Source organism: Dolichospermum sp. DET69, from assembly GCA_017355425.1.
Lineage (GTDB): Bacteria > Cyanobacteriota > Cyanobacteriia > Cyanobacteriales > Nostocaceae > Dolichospermum.
In genome coordinates, this window is sequence record CP070233.1 from 1,705,699 (window position 1) to 1,723,831 (window position 18,133).

The window sequence follows — 18,133 nt, forward strand, 5'->3', positions numbered from 1 at the left end:
TTTAGATGATTTAGATGATTTAGATGATTATTTAATCACAAAAATTAAATTAGTGTCTGAACTGTGATTTTTTTGATTTAGATGATTTAGATGATTATTTAATCACAAAAATTAAATTAGTGTCTGAACTGTGATTTTTTTGATTTAGATGATTTAGATGATTATTTAATCACAAAAATCAAATTAGTGTCTGAACTGTGATTTTTTTGATTTAGATGATTTAGATGATTATTTAATCACAAAAATCAAATTAGTGTCTGAACTGTGATTTTTTTGATTTAGATGATTTAGATGATTTAGATAATTATTTAATCACAAAAATCAAATTAGTGTCTGAACTGTGATTTTTTTGATTTAGATGATTTAGATAATTATTTAATCACAAAAATCAAATTAGTGTCTGAACTGTGATTTTTTTGATTTAGATGATTTAGATGATTATTTAATCACAAAAATTAAATTAGTGTCTGAACTGTGATTTTTTTGATTTAGATGATTTAGATGATTATTTAATCACAAAAATTAAATTAGTGTCTGAACTGTGATTTTTTTGATTTAGATGATTTAGATGATTATTTAATCACAAAAATTAAATTAGTGTCTGAACTGTGATTTTTTTGATTTAGATGATTTAGATGATTATTTAATCACAAAAATTAAATTAGTGTCTGAACTGTGATTTTTTGATTTAGATGATTTAGATGATTATTTAATCACAAAAATTAAATTAGTGTCTGAACTGTGATTTTTTTGATTTAGATGATTTAGATGATTATTTAATCACAAAAATTAAATTAGTGTCTGAACTGTGATTTTTTTGATTTAGATGATTTAGATGATTATTTAATCACAAAAATTAAATTAGTGTCTGAACTGTGATTTTTTTGATTTAGATGATTTAGATGATTATTTAATCACAAAAATTAAATTAGTGTCTGAACTGTGATTTTTTTGATTTAGATGATTTAGATGATTATTTAATCACAAAAATTAAATTAATGTCTGAACTGTGATTTTTTTGATTTAGATGATTTAGATGATTATTTAATCACAAAAATCAAATTAGTGTCTGAACTGTGATTTTTTTGATTTAGATGATTTAGATGATTATTTAATCACAAAAATTAAATTAGTGTCTGAACTGTGATTTTTTTGATTTAGATGATTTAGATGATTATTTAATCACAAAAATTAAATTAGTGTCTGAACTGTGATTTTTTTGATTTAGATGATTTAGATGATTATTTAATCACAAAAATCAAATTAGTGTCTGAACTGTGATTTTTTTGATTTAGATGATTTAGATGATTATTTAATCACAAAAATTAAATTAATGTCTGAACTGTGATTTTTTTGATTTAGATGATTTAGATGATTATTTAATCACAAAAATCAAATTAGTGTCTGAACTGTGATTTTTTTGATTTAGATGATTTAGATGATTATTTAATCACAAAAATCAAATTAATCAGGCAAATCATAGTTCAGACCTTGATTTAGATGATTATTTAATCACAAAAATCAAATTAATCAGGCAAATCATAGTTCAGACGTTATCTAGTTCACGGCTGGATATTGCTTCAACACCTCCTGTAAATATTGTCCAGTATAAGAACGGGGATTTTTTGCCACATCTTCCGGCGTTCCCGCAGCAATAAGTTCTCCACCTTTATCTCCTCCTTCTGGGCCTAAATCTATTACCCAATCAGAACAACGAATCACATCTAAATTATGTTCAATGACTAAAATTGAATTGCCTTTATCTACCAATCTTTGTAAAACATCTAACAATTTGTGGACATCATAAAAAGATAAACCTGTAGTCGGTTCATCTATTAAATACAAAGTCTTTCCTGTTGCGCGTCGAGATAATTCTGTGGCTAATTTCACCCGTTGGGCTTCTCCACCGGATAAAGTTGTGGCTGGTTGTCCTAACTGCACATAACCTAAACCAACATCTACTAAAGTTTGTAATCTAGTTACGGCTTTAGGAATGTTTTGACAGAAAGCTAATGCTTCCTCAACCGTCATATTCAAAACATCAGAAATTGATTTATCCTTATATTTAACTTGGAGAGTTTCGCGGTTATATCTCGCACCTTTGCAAATTTCACATTGGACATAAACGTCAGGAAGAAAATTCATTTCAATAACATTTACACCCTGTCCACTACAAGCTTCACAACGTCCACCTTTAACATTGAAAGAAAATTGTCCAGGTTTATAACCTCTGGTTTTTGCTTCTACAGTTTGGGAAAAGATATCACGAATTATATCGAAAACTCCGGTGTAAGTTGCGGGATTAGAACGGGGAGTTCTCCCAATAGGTGATTGGTCAATGACAATGGCTTTGTCAACGCAATTTAAACCTTTAATTTCATCTATATCTTTGGGTGCAGGAGCTTTTTTGAGTAAATGATGTTGTAAGGCTGGATAAAGTAATTCGTTAATTAAGGTAGATTTTCCTGAACCAGAAACACCTGTAACAGATACAAGTTTTCCCAAGGGAATTTCTACATCTATATTTTGTAAGTTGTTGCGACGGGCATTTCTAATAGTTAAAGCTCGGCCATTTCCTTCTCTTCTTTTAGCTGGGGTACTTATAACTCTTCTTCCTGATAAATAAGCACCAGTTAAAGACTCTTCGGCATTTAATAAATTCTCTAAACTTCCTTGAGAAATAATATGTCCCCCGTGAATTCCAGCCCCAGGACCAATATCAACTATATAGTTAGCTGCGCGAATAGTTTCTTCGTCATGTTCGACGACTATTAAGGTATTTCCTAAATCCCGTAATTTTGTTAATGTTTTCAGTAATTTTCCATTATCCCGTTGATGTAAACCGATACTTGGTTCGTCTAAAACGTAAAGAACTCCTGTTAGTCCGGAACCGATTTGTGTCGCTAACCGAATCCGTTGGGCTTCTCCACCTGATAATGTCATGGCAGGACGATCTAAGGTGAGATAATCTAAACCAACATCTAATAAAAATTGTAATCTAGATCTAACTTCTCGCAGCACTAAATCAGCAATTTGGGTTTGGCGATCGCTCAATTTTACTTTATCTACTCTTTCCCGACATTCCCGAATGGAAACGCTGGTAAAATCTAAAATTCCATATTGTCCTAACTTCACTGCTAAGGCTTCTGCTTTTAATCTTTTCCCTCCGCAAACTTCGCAAGATTGGTCAATCAAATATTCTTCTAATTTCTGTTTAACTAACTCTGTTCCCCCTTCATACTGTCTTTGTAAAATGGGAATTACACCTTTGAAACTCTGCCTTTTCTCTTCTGTAGTTTTCTTATTTTCTTCTCCATACAAGACAACTTTTTGTTGTTCTGGTGTCAACTTACCCCATTGAGTTTGTAACTCAAAGCCATAATTCAAGCCCACAGCATACAGCAACTCTAAATAATAGGAGTTTTCCTTTTCTGACCAAGGGGCAATTGCCGCATACATTGGCGAATCTGCGTTAGGTACGACCAACTCCGGGGAAAATCTTCTTAAAGTTCCAATCCCATGACAGTGGGGACAAGCGCCATAAGGGGAATTAAAAGAAAACAACCGTGGGGATAATTCCTCCATTACTGCCCCATGTTCGGGACAAGCAAAGTTTTCAGAAAATACCATTTCTGTGGGTAATTCTTGTTCTGAAATACCTTGATTTTCTGCCTCAGTTGTTATATACTTACTATCAGACCGCTCCTGCGCTATCTTGTCAAATGTATCTTTTAATACCTCAATCATGGCAATACCGTGAGATTGCTTAAGACAAGTTGCTAGAGAATCTACTAAACGCTCTTGCATCTCATCTTTCTTAACTAATCTGTCAATAACCAGTTCTATAGTATGTGTATTATTTTTATCTAACTCGATGGAATCTGATAGCTCTCGCACCTCTCCATTTACCCGCAAACGGACAAATCCTTGAGCAGCTAAACTAGAAATTAATTTACGGTGAGTTCCCTTCTTACCACGCACCACAGGGGCTAAAATTTGGAAGCGAGTCCGGTCGGGAAGTTCCATGATGCGATCGCACATCTGGTCAATAGTCTGGGGGGCAATAGAGCGATCGCAAAGGGGACAATGGGGTTCACCAGCGCGACCATATAACAACCGCAGATAATCATAAATTTCCGTCACCGTTCCCACTGTTGAACGGGGATTGTGGGAAGTTGATTTTTGGTCAATGGAAATTGCTGGACTCAAACCTTCGATTGCTTCCACATCAGGTTTATCCAACTGTCCCAAAAATTGCCGAGCATAAGCGCTGAGGGATTCCACATAACGGCGTTGACCTTCAGCGAAGATGGTATCAAAGGCCAAAGACGATTTACCCGAACCAGAAACGCCAGTAAAGACAATCAAGCGATCGCGGGGTAATTCCAAATCAATATTTTTCAGATTATGCTGCCTAGCGCCCCGAATGCGAATAGTATTCTGGCTGTTGTGGGAGTAGGGAAGAGGATCATTTAAAGATGTTGCTAGGTTTTCTGACATATTGACAGGCTAAGGGAAGATTACACAATGAAACAATCCTTAATAATACTATCTTTGCTCAGGTTATAGTAGAGTATCAATCATCTTAATTTCCTACCCAGGACATCGGCTTGTATTTCCTTGATGTGGTAGATCATTAGAGAAAATCTGGCTGAGGATAGAGTTATGGTTTCACAAATCGCCGTGCCAGCATTTTTCAATATTTCCATAGACATCTGGTAGAAATGAAATGTGCGGTTTCTATAACCCTTGTTGAGACGTTCCATGAGTAGGGATTCTCGGCTCTACATTCTTTACCACCAGATGTCTAATAATGAAATCTAGCTTGTAGGAAATCAATCCTCTCATCACTAACTAGATAAACAATTCTATGCTCCTGAGTAAGTCGTCGTGACCACGCATCTGAGTCTAAATATTTTAGAGGTTCTGGTTTACCAATACCAGTAAACGGATCTCGCATAATCGCTTCAACTAAATTAAAAGCACGCAGCGCGGATTTACGGTTTGTCTCTACCCAATAAGCGAGGTCTTCCCGAAATTCTGGGTGAAATACAGCATCCCGAATTTTAATTTCCTGGGGTTTAGATTCATCCTTCTTCTTTTTCATCAATTCCCAAGTCTTGACGTAGTTCGTTCATACTTTGCGGTTTTAAAGTTCTGGCTTTTGCTCTTTCTAAAGCAGTGAAAAGACGCGCTGCATTTTTAGGTGACCGTAGTAAATGAGTTGTTTCTAATAAACTTTCTAATTCGTCAGCAGCAATGAGAGCAACATTTTCACCGCCAGGTTGGGTAATAATCATTACTTCTCTGTCTGCAATTACTTGAGCGCAGATGTCAGCTAGGTTATTACCAGCATCAGTTAAGTTTGTTTGGTTCGACATGGTGGGATTTTTCCTCATGCTGTATGCTTTAGAAGCGATTTAGTCAAGTTGGACGATAACTACGATCATTTTCTATAACCAACTTTTCGGAGATGTCTTTTGATAATTACTTCTTTTCTACCACAACTTTCCCTACTGATTTCTTAATTGTTAATTCCCTTCTGCGCTACTAACCAATCAATAATTTCATTATTCACAATATCTGGAACTTCATCATGGGGACAATGGCCAGCACCAGGAATAGGCACAATTTTGATATTTTGACCATTTTCTCGCGCTGCTTCATAAATATTTGCTCCCGTAATTGGTGTCCAAGGATCTTCCGCACCCCAAATTACTAATAAAGGAAATTCCAACTTAGGTAATAATTCCTCTGGACTAGGACCTGGAGGTGCAGTGAGAATAGAAGCAAAAACTTCTTGCGCTCCGGGGTCACATGATGGGTTATAAAGTAAATCAACCAGTTCATCTGTCACGGCATTGCGATCGCTATATACTTGATATAGAGTCCGGCGAATTTGCGATTTTTGACGAATGCGATTAAATACAAATTTACCTGTAACTGGGTTAGCTACCAACTTGTTAAAAGTTCCCATGACAACTCGTAAAATTGGGTTTAATTCATGGGGACGGTGACTTAAACCACCCGCAGAGTTAATTAATACTCCTCCAGCCGCAATTTCTGGATATTCTGTTAACACAATTAAACTTAAAAGTGCGCCAATAGAATTACCAATAAATATTGCCGGTGTTTGAATATGGGCATTGTAAAAATCTTTTAATAATTCTGCCCACAGTTCCAAGCTATAATCTATAACTGCTTTATCAGAACCCCCAAACCCCAACAAATCTACAGCAAACACCTGATAACCAGCTTCAGCTAAAACCGGGATATTTTTCCGCCAATGACCAATGGCAGCACCAAAGCCGTGAATTAATACCAATGGTTGGCCTGTACCCATAACTGTATATTGAATTTTGTAATCTCGCCAAATCCAAATATGTTTTTCCAGCGTTTGTATATCTTGGGTTGTGGTTGTCATTGATGAAGATTCCTGAATTATTGTGAATTATATAATATTGTCCAGTGTAAAGAATTATGATCATCTTTGCAATAAACAATTGATTCCATCCGTCAAGCACTTGACAAGATACTATTAATGGCTATCTACCCCCATAATGGCACTTAGTAACTTTTGTACATTAACTAATTATAAACTCAGTAAGTTGTTCTTGGATATCATGGCTTGTCACCAGACACCGCTATTTTCCGATCAAATTCTACCAAAGAAAGTGAATCATCCTGTGATAACAACAACATAAACCGCTTCCCTTTACCCGAAATAAACAACTCCGGTTCTTGTTCCTTCAGTGTTTTGTGAGTTTCACAGGCAATATCAAAACTTATCCCCGTAGACAACACAGGAATCACAGCTTTACCTTCATCCGGGGAAGCGATAGCGAAGCACTCCGTAGGAATCGCTATTTTGGTAACTTGCTTGCTAACCCCTGATAAATAATATCTAACCACACAGGAATCACAGCCTTACCTTCATCTAGGGATGCGATCGCTCTTTTCCTGTCAAATTCTACCAAAGAAAGCGAATCATCCTGTGATAACAACAACATAAACCGCCTCCCCTGACCCGAAATAAACAACTCCGCTTCTTGTTCCTTCAGTTGTTTCAGCGTTTCACAGGCAATATCAAAACTTATCCCCGTAGACAGCCAATATACCAAAGCAGCCAGTTCCACCAGATTAGACCTGGAGTAATAAATACTGCGTCCCGTACCCGTATCACCAATCACAGGCACAACAATCCCTTTCTCTCGCCAATACTGGATCTGGCGGAGAGTACAACCTGTAATTTGAGCCGCTTCCTTACTTGTGAAAAATTTTTCTTGCATAAAAAACATTTTACAGAAAGCTGCTACAATACAAATATGTTAGTATTAGACAAATATGTTTATTAAGTATGAGCCAAATCACTATTCAGTGTCGTTTAGTAGCCAGTGAAACTACCCGTCAACAGCTATGGCAGTTGATGGCAGAGAAAAACACGCCACTGATTAACGAACTACTGAGTCAAATTGGTAAACACCCCACAGGTATAGTCAAAGAACTGTGTGAACCCTTGAAAACTGATCCGCGCTTCATGGGGCAACCTGCAAGGTTTTACACCAGTGCCACAGCATCAGTAAACTATATTTATAAATCCTGGTTTGCCCTAATGAAGCGGTTTCAGTCCCAAAAGGACAATCTCATATTCTTGTTGGTGTCAGTTTGGGTTTAGAACACCCTGCCACAATTGTAGTTGTAGATGGTACAACGGGCAGAGTTTTGACATATCGCAATATCAAACAACTACTTGGTGAAAATTACAAACTACTCAACAGACAGCGACAACAAAAACTGTACATTAACAATCGGGATGACTGGATTCGAACCAGCGGCCCCTGCGTCCCGAACGCAGTGCGCTACCAAGCTGCGCTACATCCCGCCACGAAAATGGCAATATGTACCTACAATACCATAATCACTAGAAAATAACAAATTTTTCATCTGCCAGAGAGGTCTTTGCTTGCTACCATTAAACTTGTATAACTAAAATGGTAAAAGTAGACTGTGACTGTAAAACCAGACTGGTTGCGGGTAAAAGCGCCTCAATGGGAGCGTGTTGGTAACGTTAAAGAAATTTTGCGGGATTTAGCCCTGAATACCGTTTGCGAAGAGGCTTCCTGTCCCAATATTGGGGAATGCTTCAACGCGGGTACTGCCACATTTTTGATTATGGGGCCAGCTTGCACCAGGGCTTGTCCTTACTGTGATATTGACTTTGAAAAGAAACCCCAAGCATTAGATCCCACCGAACCCACACGACTAGCAGAAGCAGTGCGACGAATGCAGCTTAATCACGTCGTGATCACTTCCGTTAACCGAGATGATTTACCTGATGGTGGTGCATCTCAGTTTGTCCATTGTATTAATGCTATTCATGAAGTTTCACCTCAGACTACCATTGAAGTATTAATCCCCGACTTATGCGGTAATTGGCAAGCTTTAGAAATAATTCTCCAAGCTAAACCAGAAGTAATTAACCACAACACAGAAACCATTGCCCGCTTGTATCGCCGTGTACGCCCCCAGGGGAATTATGAGCGAACAATGGAATTATTACAACGCTCGCGCCAAATTTCCCCCAGCACTTACACCAAATCCGGTATCATGGTAGGCTTAGGTGAAACAGATGCAGAAATTCGCCAAGTCATGGAAGACCTGCGAGGAGTAGATTGTGATATTTTGACAATTGGGCAATACCTCCAACCCAGTCAAAAACACTTACAAGTATCAGACTTTATCACACCAGCCCAATTTGCAGCTTGGCAAACTTTTGGGGAAGAACTAGGATTTTTACAAGTTGTTTCTTCACCCTTAACAAGAAGCTCATATCATGCAGAACAAGTCAGAGAATTAATGAAACGTTACCCCAGATAGTTAGTGGTCAGTGGTCAGTTGTCAGTTGTCAGTTGTCAGTGGTTAGTTGTTCCTCCGTTTCCTGTTACCAATGACTAATTCTCAAATTCAAAACTCAAAATCAGTTGTCATTCTTGGTGCAGGTGCTTGGGGTACAGCCCTGGCCAAATTAGCAGCAATTAATGGTCATCAGGTGCATTTATGGTCACGTCAGGGATCACAATCTTTAGAAAAAGGATTGGAAAATGCCCAAATAGTCTTGTCGGCTATTTCTATGAAAGGGGTAAGAGATGTAGCCTCTATGGTAAAATCTTTGCCCCTATCTCCACAAACAATCTTTGTTACCGCAACTAAGGGACTAGAACCACACACTACATACACACCTTCGCAAATTTGGCAAGCTGCTTTTCCTAATTCTCCCATTGTTGTGTTATCTGGTCCGAATTTATCCCAGGAAATTGCCCAGGAATTACCAGCAGCAACAGTAGTAGCGAGTAAAAACACCAATGCGGCCCAAACTGTCCAACTGGTATTTTCCTCTAGTCGCTTTCGTGTCTATACTAACCCTGACCCTGTGGGCGTAGAATTAGGGGGAACACTTAAAAATGTGATAGCGATCGCGGCGGGTGTATGTGATGGACTACACTTGGGAACAAATGCTAAAGCCGCCTTAGTCACCCGTGGGTTAACTGAAATGGTGCGAATAGGAAATACTTTAGGCGCGAAAACGGAAACATTTTATGGTTTATCCGGTCTAGGGGATTTATTGGCAACCTGTAACAGCCCCTTAAGTCGCAATTATCAAGTTGGTTATCAGTTAGCCAATGGAAAAACGCTGCCAGGAGTTCTAGCAAATCTTCCAGGCACAGCCGAAGGTGTGAACACTTGTCGGGTATTAATGGAAATTGCCCAACAACGGAGTATTGCTATTCCCATTACCGAGCAACTATATCAACTACTTGAGGGAGATATTACACCTAGACAAGCGTTAGATAAACTGATGTTACGAGATATTAAATCTGAATTTGATAATTTTCCGACAGAACAAATATGGTAAGTAGGGGAGAAATGCTGACAGGGTAAGGTGTCCAATTAAAAATAAATGACTACCGCAAAATCCCTAGAAAAAATTTGTCAAATTGTCAGGAAATCACTTTTTGAGTGATGTAAATATGACTATGTAGTTTATAAACATCATCATAACTAGAAGTTTGTTTATAACCAGTTAAAAAAATAACCGTCAATATCCCTAACAATGGTATTGTTGACCAGGTAAATCCTAATTGAAAATCTGACTAAAGATTTGCATAGCTATCTGTCTAATCACATAGCTACTAGCAACAAACAACTCATTTAAAATGTATTCTTTTAAAACTAGTACACTGTGGCGAAAATAACTATCCAGTTAAAAAAGTCCAAAAGCTGATAAATTAAGTTTTCTTATCTCAATACCTTCGCCAAATCAAAAAAATCCTTGATTCATAGGTTGGGTTTGCCTTCGCTCAACCCAACCGACAAATAATGGCTAAGGTATTGTTTATCTCTGATCTTGTTTAGACTAGGACAAAGTTTTGCAAAGAATTGTACACCAAAACCTAAACAGTGATATTTCATGACGAATTACGGGAACAATAGCAACAGTTAATTAGCTGACCGTAATTTTAGCTGACCGTAATCTATTGTTACCTGGAGCAATTTGAGACATCATGCCAGCAACATCTTTTTATAAAAATGCTGCCCACGACGGGCAAAATCCTCGGACACCTTTGGATATTGAAATCAATAATGATGAACATGATCTATCCGCAGATGATTTGCCGGATTTAGACATGGCTGCTGTTGAATCTGATTTAGCTTTAGCCGCGCAAACTACCCGACGGAGTACAGACTTAGTGCGTCTCTATCTGCAAGAAATTGGCAGAGTCCGTTTATTAGGACGAGATGAAGAAGTTGCCGAAGCACAGAAAGTACAGCGCTACTTAAAACTGCGATTATTACTTAGTGCTGCTGCCACTGAGGAAGATGATGTAATTGTCCCCTATTCACGGTTAATGGAGGTACAGGAGCGTTTAAAGGCTGAACTAGGACACCGCCCTTCTTTAGAACGGTGGGCGACCACTGCGGGGATAAATTTACCTGATCTTAAACCAACTTTAGCCAATGGGAAAAGACGCTGGGCAGAAATTGCTAATTTAACAGTAGAAGAGCTAGAGCAAGTTCAAACTCAAGGACTGCAAGCCAAATCGCACATGATTAAAGCGAATTTGCGTTTGGTGGTATCTGTCGCTAAGAAATACCAAAATCGTGGCTTGGAATTGCTAGATTTAGTCCAAGAAGGGACTTTAGGTTTAGAACGAGCAGTTGAGAAGTTTGACCCCACAAAAGGTTATCGTTTTAGTACCTATGCTTACTGGTGGATTCGTCAAGGTATTACGCGGGCGATCGCTACTTCTAGCCGGACTATTCGTCTTCCTGTCCATATTACCGAAAAGCTCAACAAAATTAAAAAGGCGCAACGGAAAATTGCCCAAGAAAAAGGTCGCACTCCGACTTTAGAAGACCTAGCCATTGAGTTAGATATGACAGCTATCCAAGTACGGGAAGTGTTGTTAAGAGTTCCTCGGTCTGTGTCCTTGGAAACCAAGGTTGGAAAAGATAAAGATACTGAATTAGGAGAATTGCTAGAGACTGATACTATTACGCCTGAGGAGATGTTAATGCGGGAATCTTTACATAAAGATTTGCATAGTCTCTTAGATGATTTAACCAGCCGGGAACGTGATGTTATTTTAATGCGCTTTGGCTTATCCGATGGTCATGCTTACTCCTTAGCAGAAATTGGCCGCGCCCTAGACCTATCACGGGAAAGAGTTAGACAAATTGAATCAAAGGCTTTGCAAAAACTCCGCCAACCCAAACGCCGTAACCTTATCCGCGACTATCTAGAGTCTTTAACTTAGAAGGTAATAGGTAATGGGTAATGGGTAATAGGTAATAGGTAATAGGTAATAGGTAATAGGTAATAGGTAATAGGTAATAGGTAATAGGTAATAGGTAATAGGTAATAGGTAATAGGTAATAGGTAATAAACCGACAACTGACAACTGACAACTGACAACTGACAACTGACAACCGACAACCGACAACTGACAACTGACAACTGACAACTGACAACTGACAATCAGCAAATATTCTCAATAAGCAGTGATTGTTGCAAATCAAGCCCAATGTTTGTTATATTCTCAATTAATCAGCTTTGTTGAGAAAATTTAGTATGACTGTCTACACAACTGGTTCACTTAAGGCGGAATTAAACGACCGTGGCTGGCGTTTAACTCCACAGCGCGAAACAATTCTTCATATTTTTCAAGAACTCCCCCAGGGTGAGCATTTAAGCGCAGAGGATTTGTATCATCGCTTAGAAACTGATAGTGAAGGGATTAGTTTGTCAACTATCTATCGCACTTTGAAGTTAATGGCGAGAATGGGTATTTTGCGGGAGTTAGAATTGGGTGAAGGGCATAAACATTATGAAATTAATCAGCCTTATCCCCATCACCACCATCACCTAATTTGTGTCCGCTGTAACTCGACTATTGAGTTTAAAAATGACTCAATTTTAAAGATTGGCGGAAAAACAGCGCAAAAAGAAGGGTTTCATTTATTAGATTGTCAAATGACAATTCATGCTGTGTGTCCCCAGTGTCAAAGGGCGTTGATGCCACTTTAGCAATTGATGATGGATAATTAGCAATTACCAGCCTCAATTTAGATAACTAAGAACTTTGGATTACAGGGATAGACATCTGCAATTTTGGAGGATGAACCAAGTGGTGGGGGAATCTGAGTACATTGAGAAAGCGGGAATTAAAAACTTCCGCTTTTAACATCCTTAAGACTGATACCATAAAATTCTTGAGCGCGACTAATTGCTTTTTTGGTATCAGATGCCATCATGCCGTTGATTTGACCTTTATAGAAACCTTTTTCTTGTAGTCGTCTTTGGATTTCTAAAGTAGTAAAATCACTTTTGGCAGAATTTTTAACTAAACTATATAACTTAGCGCGGGTAGTTTGTCCAGCCATGCCGTTAGTTTCTAGTTGATGCTGTTTTTGAAAGCGATTTACGGCATCAACTGTGTTAGAACCGTAGTAACCATTGGGTTGATTTTGCAAAAATCCGGCTTTAATTAAGTGTTCTTGCAGGACTCTAACTGCTTCACCGCGATCGCCTAAACTAAGTATATCTCGATTATCTGATTTTTGAGAAGTAGTAGTTATTTCATTTTCATCATTCACTGCTGGTAATTTAGCTAATGTGGATTTACCAACAACACCATCAACGGTGAGGTTATAAGCTTTTTGAAATCGTTTTACAGCTTCTTGAGTAATTGGCCCAAAAATCCCTGTGGAATTGCCATAATAAAAACCAGCGATTTTCAAACGTTCTTGTAAAACTTTGACATCTGCACCTTCATCACCTTTAACAAAGAGATTGGGGTTTTTACGCTTGTTGCTAACGGAAATAATATTATTTGGGGTCCTGGGGGTTATCGGGGCTGTACTAATAATTTGGTCATTGGTTATTTCCATCTGAGATGTCGAATTTTGTTCTACATTGTTGACAGAATCACCGTTATTTTTGGCTGTAATCTGAGATGTCAAATTTTGTTCTAGATTGTTGACAGAATCACCGTTATTTTCAGTTGTAATCTGAGATATCCAATTTTGTTCAAGATTTTTGACAGCAGCACTTTGATTAACTTTTTCTAGGGCAAAAACACTACTAACATTATTCAAAATAGATATAGTCAGAGCAAGGGGAATCATATATTTCCACGCATTGCTAGAAAAGAGTTGCCAATTTGGTGCGGCTGCTTTTTTCAATAAAGAACTGAGGGATATTAACTCAGTAGTTTCTTCGTCTTCGTTGGCGAAAGCTAAATGTAAATACGCAAGGTTTTCCATATCCGTTTCCTAAATTAAGTAGTTAGACAAAATTAAATTCACTCGTGGAGAGAGGTAACAGGGAAAACTTTCTTCTTTCTTGTTTATTCTCCTGACTCCACAAGAGGGGCAACCACGGGGGGATTGCCCCTACCTGACAGGTGTAGGTTTTTAATATTCTCTGTAAAGGCAAGACCAGGAAGACAAGGAGGGATAGTAGACAAGGAAGATTTTATCCATAAAATACCCAATTTATGGTTTGTTTTATGACCAATCATCCATTTCTTGTCCGGTTTTCCTCCCTTGTCACCTTGTCTGCCTTGTCTTCCAAGTCCTGTCCTCACCCAATTGTAAAAAACCTACACCTGTCAGGGGATTGCCCCTACTCCTATATAATTATGTTTCTTCGATAGTTGCTTCTGCTTGATGGACTAAATTGCGGAGATTTTCTAGGGTTTGTATATTTGCATCTTGCCATAATCCGCGCTGGTTTGCTTCTAGTAGTCTTTCGGCAATATCGCGCAATGCCCAGGGATTTTTGTTTTGGATAAATTCACAAACGGTGGTATTTTCTAAGTATGCCTCGACGACTCCTTGATACATATAATCTTCGACACATTGGGCGGTAGCATCGTAAGCGAAGAGAAAATCTACCGTTGCAGCCATTTCAAATGCACCTTTATAACCATGACGCATAACTCCAGCTATCCATTTAGGATTAACTACGCGGGAACGATAAACTCTGGCAATTTCTGAACTAAGTTGACGGACTTTAGGGGCTTGTGTATTGGAATTATCACCAAAGTAGATTTCAGGATTTTTACCTTGAAGAGAACGCACGGCTGCGGTTAAACCACCCTGAAATTGATAATAATCATCGGAGTCGAGTAAATCATGTTCTCGGTTATCTTGATTATGCAGCACGATTTGCATTTGCTTCAAGCGTTGCTCAAGAGCTTCAATATTACTGTTCCCAGTTAAGAGTTCCCTGTTCCCTGTTTCCCCAGAATAAGCGTAAGCACTCCAGTTGATGTAAGCTTGGGCTAAATCCTGGTCATCTTCCCAGTTTTGGGAAGCAATTAAGCCTTGGAGTCCTGCACCATAAGCCCCTGGTTTAGAGCCAAAAACGCGATATTGCGATCGCTCGGCTGCTGCTTCTAAGGATAAACCCTCTTGAGTCCATTGTGCAGTTTCTTGGCGAACTGTATCTGCAAGGGGATTTTGATCTGCTGGTTCATCTAAGGAGGAGACTGCTTTCACGGCTTGATCAAATAAACTGATTAAATTAGGGAAAGCATCTCGGAAAAAACCGGAAATTCTCAAAGTGACATCTACACGGGGACGACCGATAATGGATAAGGGTAAAATTTCAAAATCTACGACTCGTCGCGCTGCACCATCCCACACAGGTTGAACACCGAGTAAGGCTAATGCTTCAGCTATATCATCACCACCAGTCCGCATGGTAGCTGTCCCCCACACGGATAAACCGAGGGTCTTGGGATATTCTCCGTGTTCTTGGGTGTAGGTTTCAATTAGGGTTTCGGCGGCTTTTCTGCCGATATCCCAGGCGGTTTCTGTGGGAATGGCACGAATATCAACGGCGTAAAAGTTTTTACCTGTGGGTAGGACTTCGGGGCGTCCGCGGGTGGGTGCGCCAGAAGCACCACTGGGAACGTATTTGCCATCAAGTCCCCGTAATAGGTTGGTGGTTTCTTCACTGGTTTTTTGCAGGGCTGGGAGGAGTTTTTCTTGTATCCAGTTAAGGGTTTGGGTAATTGGTAATTGGTAATTTTCTCTTGACTCCTGACTCCTGACTCCTGACTCCTCAATAATTTTTTCTACTAAGTGGGCGGCTTCTGTTTCTAGGAGTTCGACAACATCACCGATAATGCGACAAGAGTTAAGTCTCACGCAAAGGCGCTCAGGCGCAGAGAGGGGGGTGGAAAGGTCATCTGTGAGGGGATCTATGTCTAAGTTCCATTGTTGGGCTATGGCGCGAGTGATGCCGGAGGAATAGCGGTTGGGGATGCGAGCGATCGCAATTATTAAGTCTCGTAGTTGCGTTCCTTGGGGACATTGACCAAATATGTGTAAGCCGTCGCGGATTTGGGCTTCTTTGAGTTCGCACAAGTAACCGTCTAGGGAATTTAAGATTAAGGTTTCAAAGTTTTCAATGTCTTTTTTATCTGTAATTCCTAAATCTTTATAGAGGTTTTCTTTGATGACGAGTTCTTGAATGCGATCGCGTATTGTTGGTAATCTGGAAGGGTCTAAACTTTCGGCTTCGTAATATTCATCAATGAGGTTTTCTACTTGTTGCAATCCTCCATATAATTGAGCGCGGGTCATTGGTGGTGTTAAATGATCAATAATTACAGCTTGGGCGCGTCTTTTTGCCTGTGAACCTTCACCGGGATCATTAACAATAAATGGATATAAATGGGGCATTGGTCCAAAGGCAATTTCTGGATAACAAGTATTAGATAAAGCGACACTTTTTCCCGGTAGCCATTCTAAATTACCATGTTTGCCCACATGAACTATGGCATCAGTAGCAAAAGATTCGCGCACCCAATGATAAAAGGCTAAATAATTATGTGTGGGTTCTAAATCTGGCGCATGATAATTTAAACTAGGGTCAAGATCGTAACCTCTTGATGGTTGAATTCCTACAAAAATGTTACCAAATTGAATTCCGGCAATTGGCAAATTTTGAATTGAATTTGGTTCACCCCAACGGGCAATAATTTCTTTTTGTATTATTTCGGGTAAGGTAGAAAAATATTTTTGATATGCTTCTATTGATAAACTTTGCTGGATTGGTTTCCAGTCTCTGCCTTCTGGATCATTGGTAATGCTAGATGTGAGAATTTGAATTAATTCGTCTCCAGTTTCGGGAATATTTTCTAGTTGATAACCTGCTAATTTTAAAGCTTTGAGAATTTCTACACAACTGGCTGGAGTGTCCAGTCCTACGCCGTTGGCAAGGCGGCCGTTGGTATTGGGGTAATTTGCTAAAATTAGAGCTATGCGGCGTTCTTGGGGCGGTTTTACCCGCAATCGTACCCAGTTTGCAGCCAGGTGGGTAACGAATTCAATGCGATCGCTCACTGGTTCATAAACTACCACATCGGTTTCTAGTTTATTATTACGAGTTTGCAAAGTTTTGAAGGACACAGCCCGGCTAATAATTCGCCCGTCTACTTCTGGTAATGCCACGTTTATCGCCATGTCACGGGGTGTTAAACCTTCTAATTGTGATTCCCATTGTTCAACAGAACTGGCACAAAGAATTACTTGCAAAACAGGAACATTTAACTTTTCCCAAATTTCAGTTTGTGGTGTTTCTGTTTCTAAACTTGCTAGGGAAAAACTGGTGGTATTCATCAATAAACTAAGATGATGATCATCTTTAGCTGCAAACAATTCATACAGTTTTTCAGTAACCCCAGGTTCCCGTAATGAAGAAACAAAAACAGGCACAGGTTGTAAATTTTTCTCTATTAAAGCTGTACATAAAGCATCAATAACTTTAGTATTTCCTGATAAATAATGAGCGCGATAAAATAAAATTCCAATTTTGGGCTGAGGAGAAACAGGTGAGAAATAACTCCTTCTTTCTGACTCCTGACTCCTGACTGGGCGCAGGACCTGCGCCCCTACCTCCTCCTTCCATTCATACAATCCTACACGGGGAACTGATTGTGGTGGTGGGGGATTGAACGCTGTTAATAGGGATGTATCAGTAATAAATTGCAACGCGTTGAGGAAATTTTCTACGCCACCTTGTTGAAAGTATTGCCAAATTTTTTTAACAATTTCTGGAGAAAGTGTAGATTTAGAGATTAAATCAAGATCAAGTCCATCATCTCCTGGCATAACAATCAAGGTTGTGCCATTACGTTGTCCAATTTCTTGGACAACTTCTAAGCCATAAGCCCAGTAGGAACTTCCTCCTATGAGACGAAGCACAATTACTTGAGCAGATTCTAAAACTTTTTCAGCATAATCATCTATACTTATTTGTTGCTGTAGTTGTAGCAGATTAGCTACTCTTAATTCAGGGAATTGGTTAGGTAATTTGGGAACTACAGCCGCTAGGGTTTGAATATCAGTATCTGCTGCTGTAATCAATATGAAAGGGGCAGGAGTTTGCTCAAGAAAAAATAAACCTTCTGACTGATTCAATCCGCCTGGTGTGGCACTGATTCGGTGCATAATTAGTAATTAATAATGGAAATTTTCAGTTTAAAACTTTGGCTTTTTTACGTTAGCATTAAATGAGGCAATAAATAAATTTATTGTCAGGTCACAGATGCTATAATTT

13 protein-coding genes, 1 tRNA gene and 1 pseudogene are annotated in these 18,133 nt (G+C 38.9%); 5 read left to right on the forward strand and 10 right to left on the reverse strand.

The features are described 5' to 3' along the window. Positions 1-1,557: 1,557 nt before the first annotated feature. The 6 genes and pseudogenes from uvrA to EZY12_08115 form a co-directional block, all read right to left on the reverse strand. Entirely contained in the window at positions 1,558-4,500 is a 2,943-nt protein-coding gene (gene uvrA / locus EZY12_08090) for an excinuclease ABC subunit UvrA (protein QSX69554.1), read from the reverse strand. Between the two features lie 307 nt (positions 4,501-4,807). Further along, positions 4,808-5,107 (reverse strand): Txe/YoeB family addiction module toxin, encoded by a 300-nt coding sequence (locus EZY12_08095; GenBank protein QSX69555.1) that lies wholly within the window; start codon positions 5,105-5,107, stop codon positions 4,808-4,810. Then, positions 5,088-5,381 (reverse strand): type II toxin-antitoxin system prevent-host-death family antitoxin, encoded by a 294-nt coding sequence (locus EZY12_08100; protein QSX69556.1) that lies wholly within the window; start codon positions 5,379-5,381, stop codon positions 5,088-5,090. Before EZY12_08100 ends, EZY12_08095 begins: the two co-directional genes overlap by 20 nt. A gap of 143 nt (positions 5,382-5,524) precedes the next feature. Next, a complete protein-coding gene (locus EZY12_08105) occupies positions 5,525-6,424 on the reverse strand; it encodes an alpha/beta fold hydrolase (protein ID QSX69557.1) in 900 nt (299 codons plus the stop codon). A gap of 224 nt (positions 6,425-6,648) precedes the next feature. Next, a pseudogene (locus tag EZY12_08110) lies at positions 6,649-6,816 on the reverse strand (MerR family transcriptional regulator). 47 nt (positions 6,817-6,863) lie between these two features. Then, entirely contained in the window at positions 6,864-7,289 is a 426-nt protein-coding gene (locus tag EZY12_08115; GenBank protein ID QSX69558.1) for a MerR family transcriptional regulator, read from the reverse strand. 68 nt (positions 7,290-7,357) lie between these two features. Between EZY12_08115 and EZY12_08120 the strand changes: the two genes are divergently transcribed. After that, positions 7,358-7,675, forward strand: a complete 318-nt coding sequence (locus tag EZY12_08120) for a hypothetical protein (protein QSX69559.1) — start codon at positions 7,358-7,360, stop codon at positions 7,673-7,675. A 133-nt stretch (positions 7,676-7,808) separates the two neighbouring features. Here EZY12_08120 and EZY12_08125 read toward each other — a convergent pair. Next, positions 7,809-7,882, reverse strand: a tRNA-Pro gene (locus EZY12_08125). A 125-nt stretch (positions 7,883-8,007) separates the two neighbouring features. Here EZY12_08125 and lipA point away from each other — a divergent pair. The 3 genes from lipA (at position 8,008) to sigC (ending at position 11,816) form a co-directional block, all read left to right on the forward strand. After that, positions 8,008-8,877, forward strand: coding sequence for a lipoyl synthase (lipA, locus tag EZY12_08130; protein ID QSX69560.1), 870 nt, complete (start codon positions 8,008-8,010; stop codon positions 8,875-8,877). Positions 8,878-8,947: 70 nt separating this feature from the next. Then, positions 8,948-9,913 carry an NAD(P)H-dependent glycerol-3-phosphate dehydrogenase gene (locus EZY12_08135; protein ID QSX69561.1) on the forward strand — a complete coding sequence of 322 codons (966 nt, stop codon included), beginning with the start codon at positions 8,948-8,950 and terminating at the stop codon, positions 9,911-9,913. A 649-nt stretch (positions 9,914-10,562) separates the two neighbouring features. Further along, complete coding sequence (sigC, locus tag EZY12_08140; protein ID QSX69562.1) at positions 10,563-11,816, forward strand: RNA polymerase sigma factor SigC; 1,254 nt, start codon at positions 10,563-10,565, stop codon at positions 11,814-11,816. Here the strand turns inward: sigC and EZY12_08145 are convergent. Next, complete coding sequence (locus EZY12_08145; GenBank protein QSX69563.1) at positions 11,808-12,044, reverse strand: hypothetical protein; 237 nt, start codon at positions 12,042-12,044, stop codon at positions 11,808-11,810. The genes sigC and EZY12_08145 overlap by 9 nt on opposite strands. Before the next feature lie 86 nt (positions 12,045-12,130). Here EZY12_08145 and EZY12_08150 point away from each other — a divergent pair, with 86 nt between their 5' ends. After that, positions 12,131-12,586 (forward strand): transcriptional repressor, encoded by a 456-nt coding sequence (locus tag EZY12_08150; GenBank protein ID QSX69564.1) that lies wholly within the window; start codon positions 12,131-12,133, stop codon positions 12,584-12,586. A 137-nt stretch (positions 12,587-12,723) separates the two neighbouring features. Here the strand turns inward: EZY12_08150 and EZY12_08155 are convergent, their stop codons facing one another. Continuing rightward, entirely contained in the window at positions 12,724-13,824 is a 1,101-nt protein-coding gene (locus EZY12_08155) for a peptidoglycan-binding protein (GenBank protein ID QSX69565.1), read from the reverse strand. A 375-nt stretch (positions 13,825-14,199) separates the two neighbouring features. Continuing rightward, positions 14,200-18,024 carry a cobaltochelatase subunit CobN gene (cobN, locus tag EZY12_08160; protein QSX69566.1) on the reverse strand — a complete coding sequence of 1,275 codons (3,825 nt, stop codon included), beginning with the start codon at positions 18,022-18,024 and terminating at the stop codon, positions 14,200-14,202. Positions 18,025-18,133: the final 109 nt, after the last annotated feature.

What these genes read in the sequence shown, in the direction of transcription:
- EZY12_08105 (QSX69557.1), bottom strand. Translation starts at nt 6,424, where the DNA reads ATGACAACCACAACCCAAGATATACAAACGCTGGAAAAACATATTTGG.
- EZY12_08135 (QSX69561.1), top strand. Translation starts at nt 8,948, where the DNA reads ATGACTAATTCTCAAATTCAAAACTCAAAATCAGTTGTCATTCTTGGT.
- cobN (QSX69566.1), bottom strand. Translation starts at nt 18,024, where the DNA reads ATGCACCGAATCAGTGCCACACCAGGCGGATTGAATCAGTCAGAAGGT.
- EZY12_08100 (QSX69556.1), bottom strand. Translation starts at nt 5,381, where the DNA reads ATGTCGAACCAAACAAACTTAACTGATGCTGGTAATAACCTAGCTGAC.
- EZY12_08095 (QSX69555.1), bottom strand. Translation starts at nt 5,107, where the DNA reads ATGAAAAAGAAGAAGGATGAATCTAAACCCCAGGAAATTAAAATTCGG.
- EZY12_08115 (QSX69558.1), bottom strand. Translation starts at nt 7,289, where the DNA reads ATGCAAGAAAAATTTTTCACAAGTAAGGAAGCGGCTCAAATTACAGGT.
- EZY12_08120 (QSX69559.1), top strand. Translation starts at nt 7,358, where the DNA reads ATGAGCCAAATCACTATTCAGTGTCGTTTAGTAGCCAGTGAAACTACC.
- EZY12_08155 (QSX69565.1), bottom strand. Translation starts at nt 13,824, where the DNA reads ATGGAAAACCTTGCGTATTTACATTTAGCTTTCGCCAACGAAGACGAA.
- EZY12_08150 (QSX69564.1), top strand. Translation starts at nt 12,131, where the DNA reads ATGACTGTCTACACAACTGGTTCACTTAAGGCGGAATTAAACGACCGT.
- uvrA (QSX69554.1), bottom strand. Translation starts at nt 4,500, where the DNA reads ATGTCAGAAAACCTAGCAACATCTTTAAATGATCCTCTTCCCTACTCC.
- sigC (QSX69562.1), top strand. Translation starts at nt 10,563, where the DNA reads ATGCCAGCAACATCTTTTTATAAAAATGCTGCCCACGACGGGCAAAAT.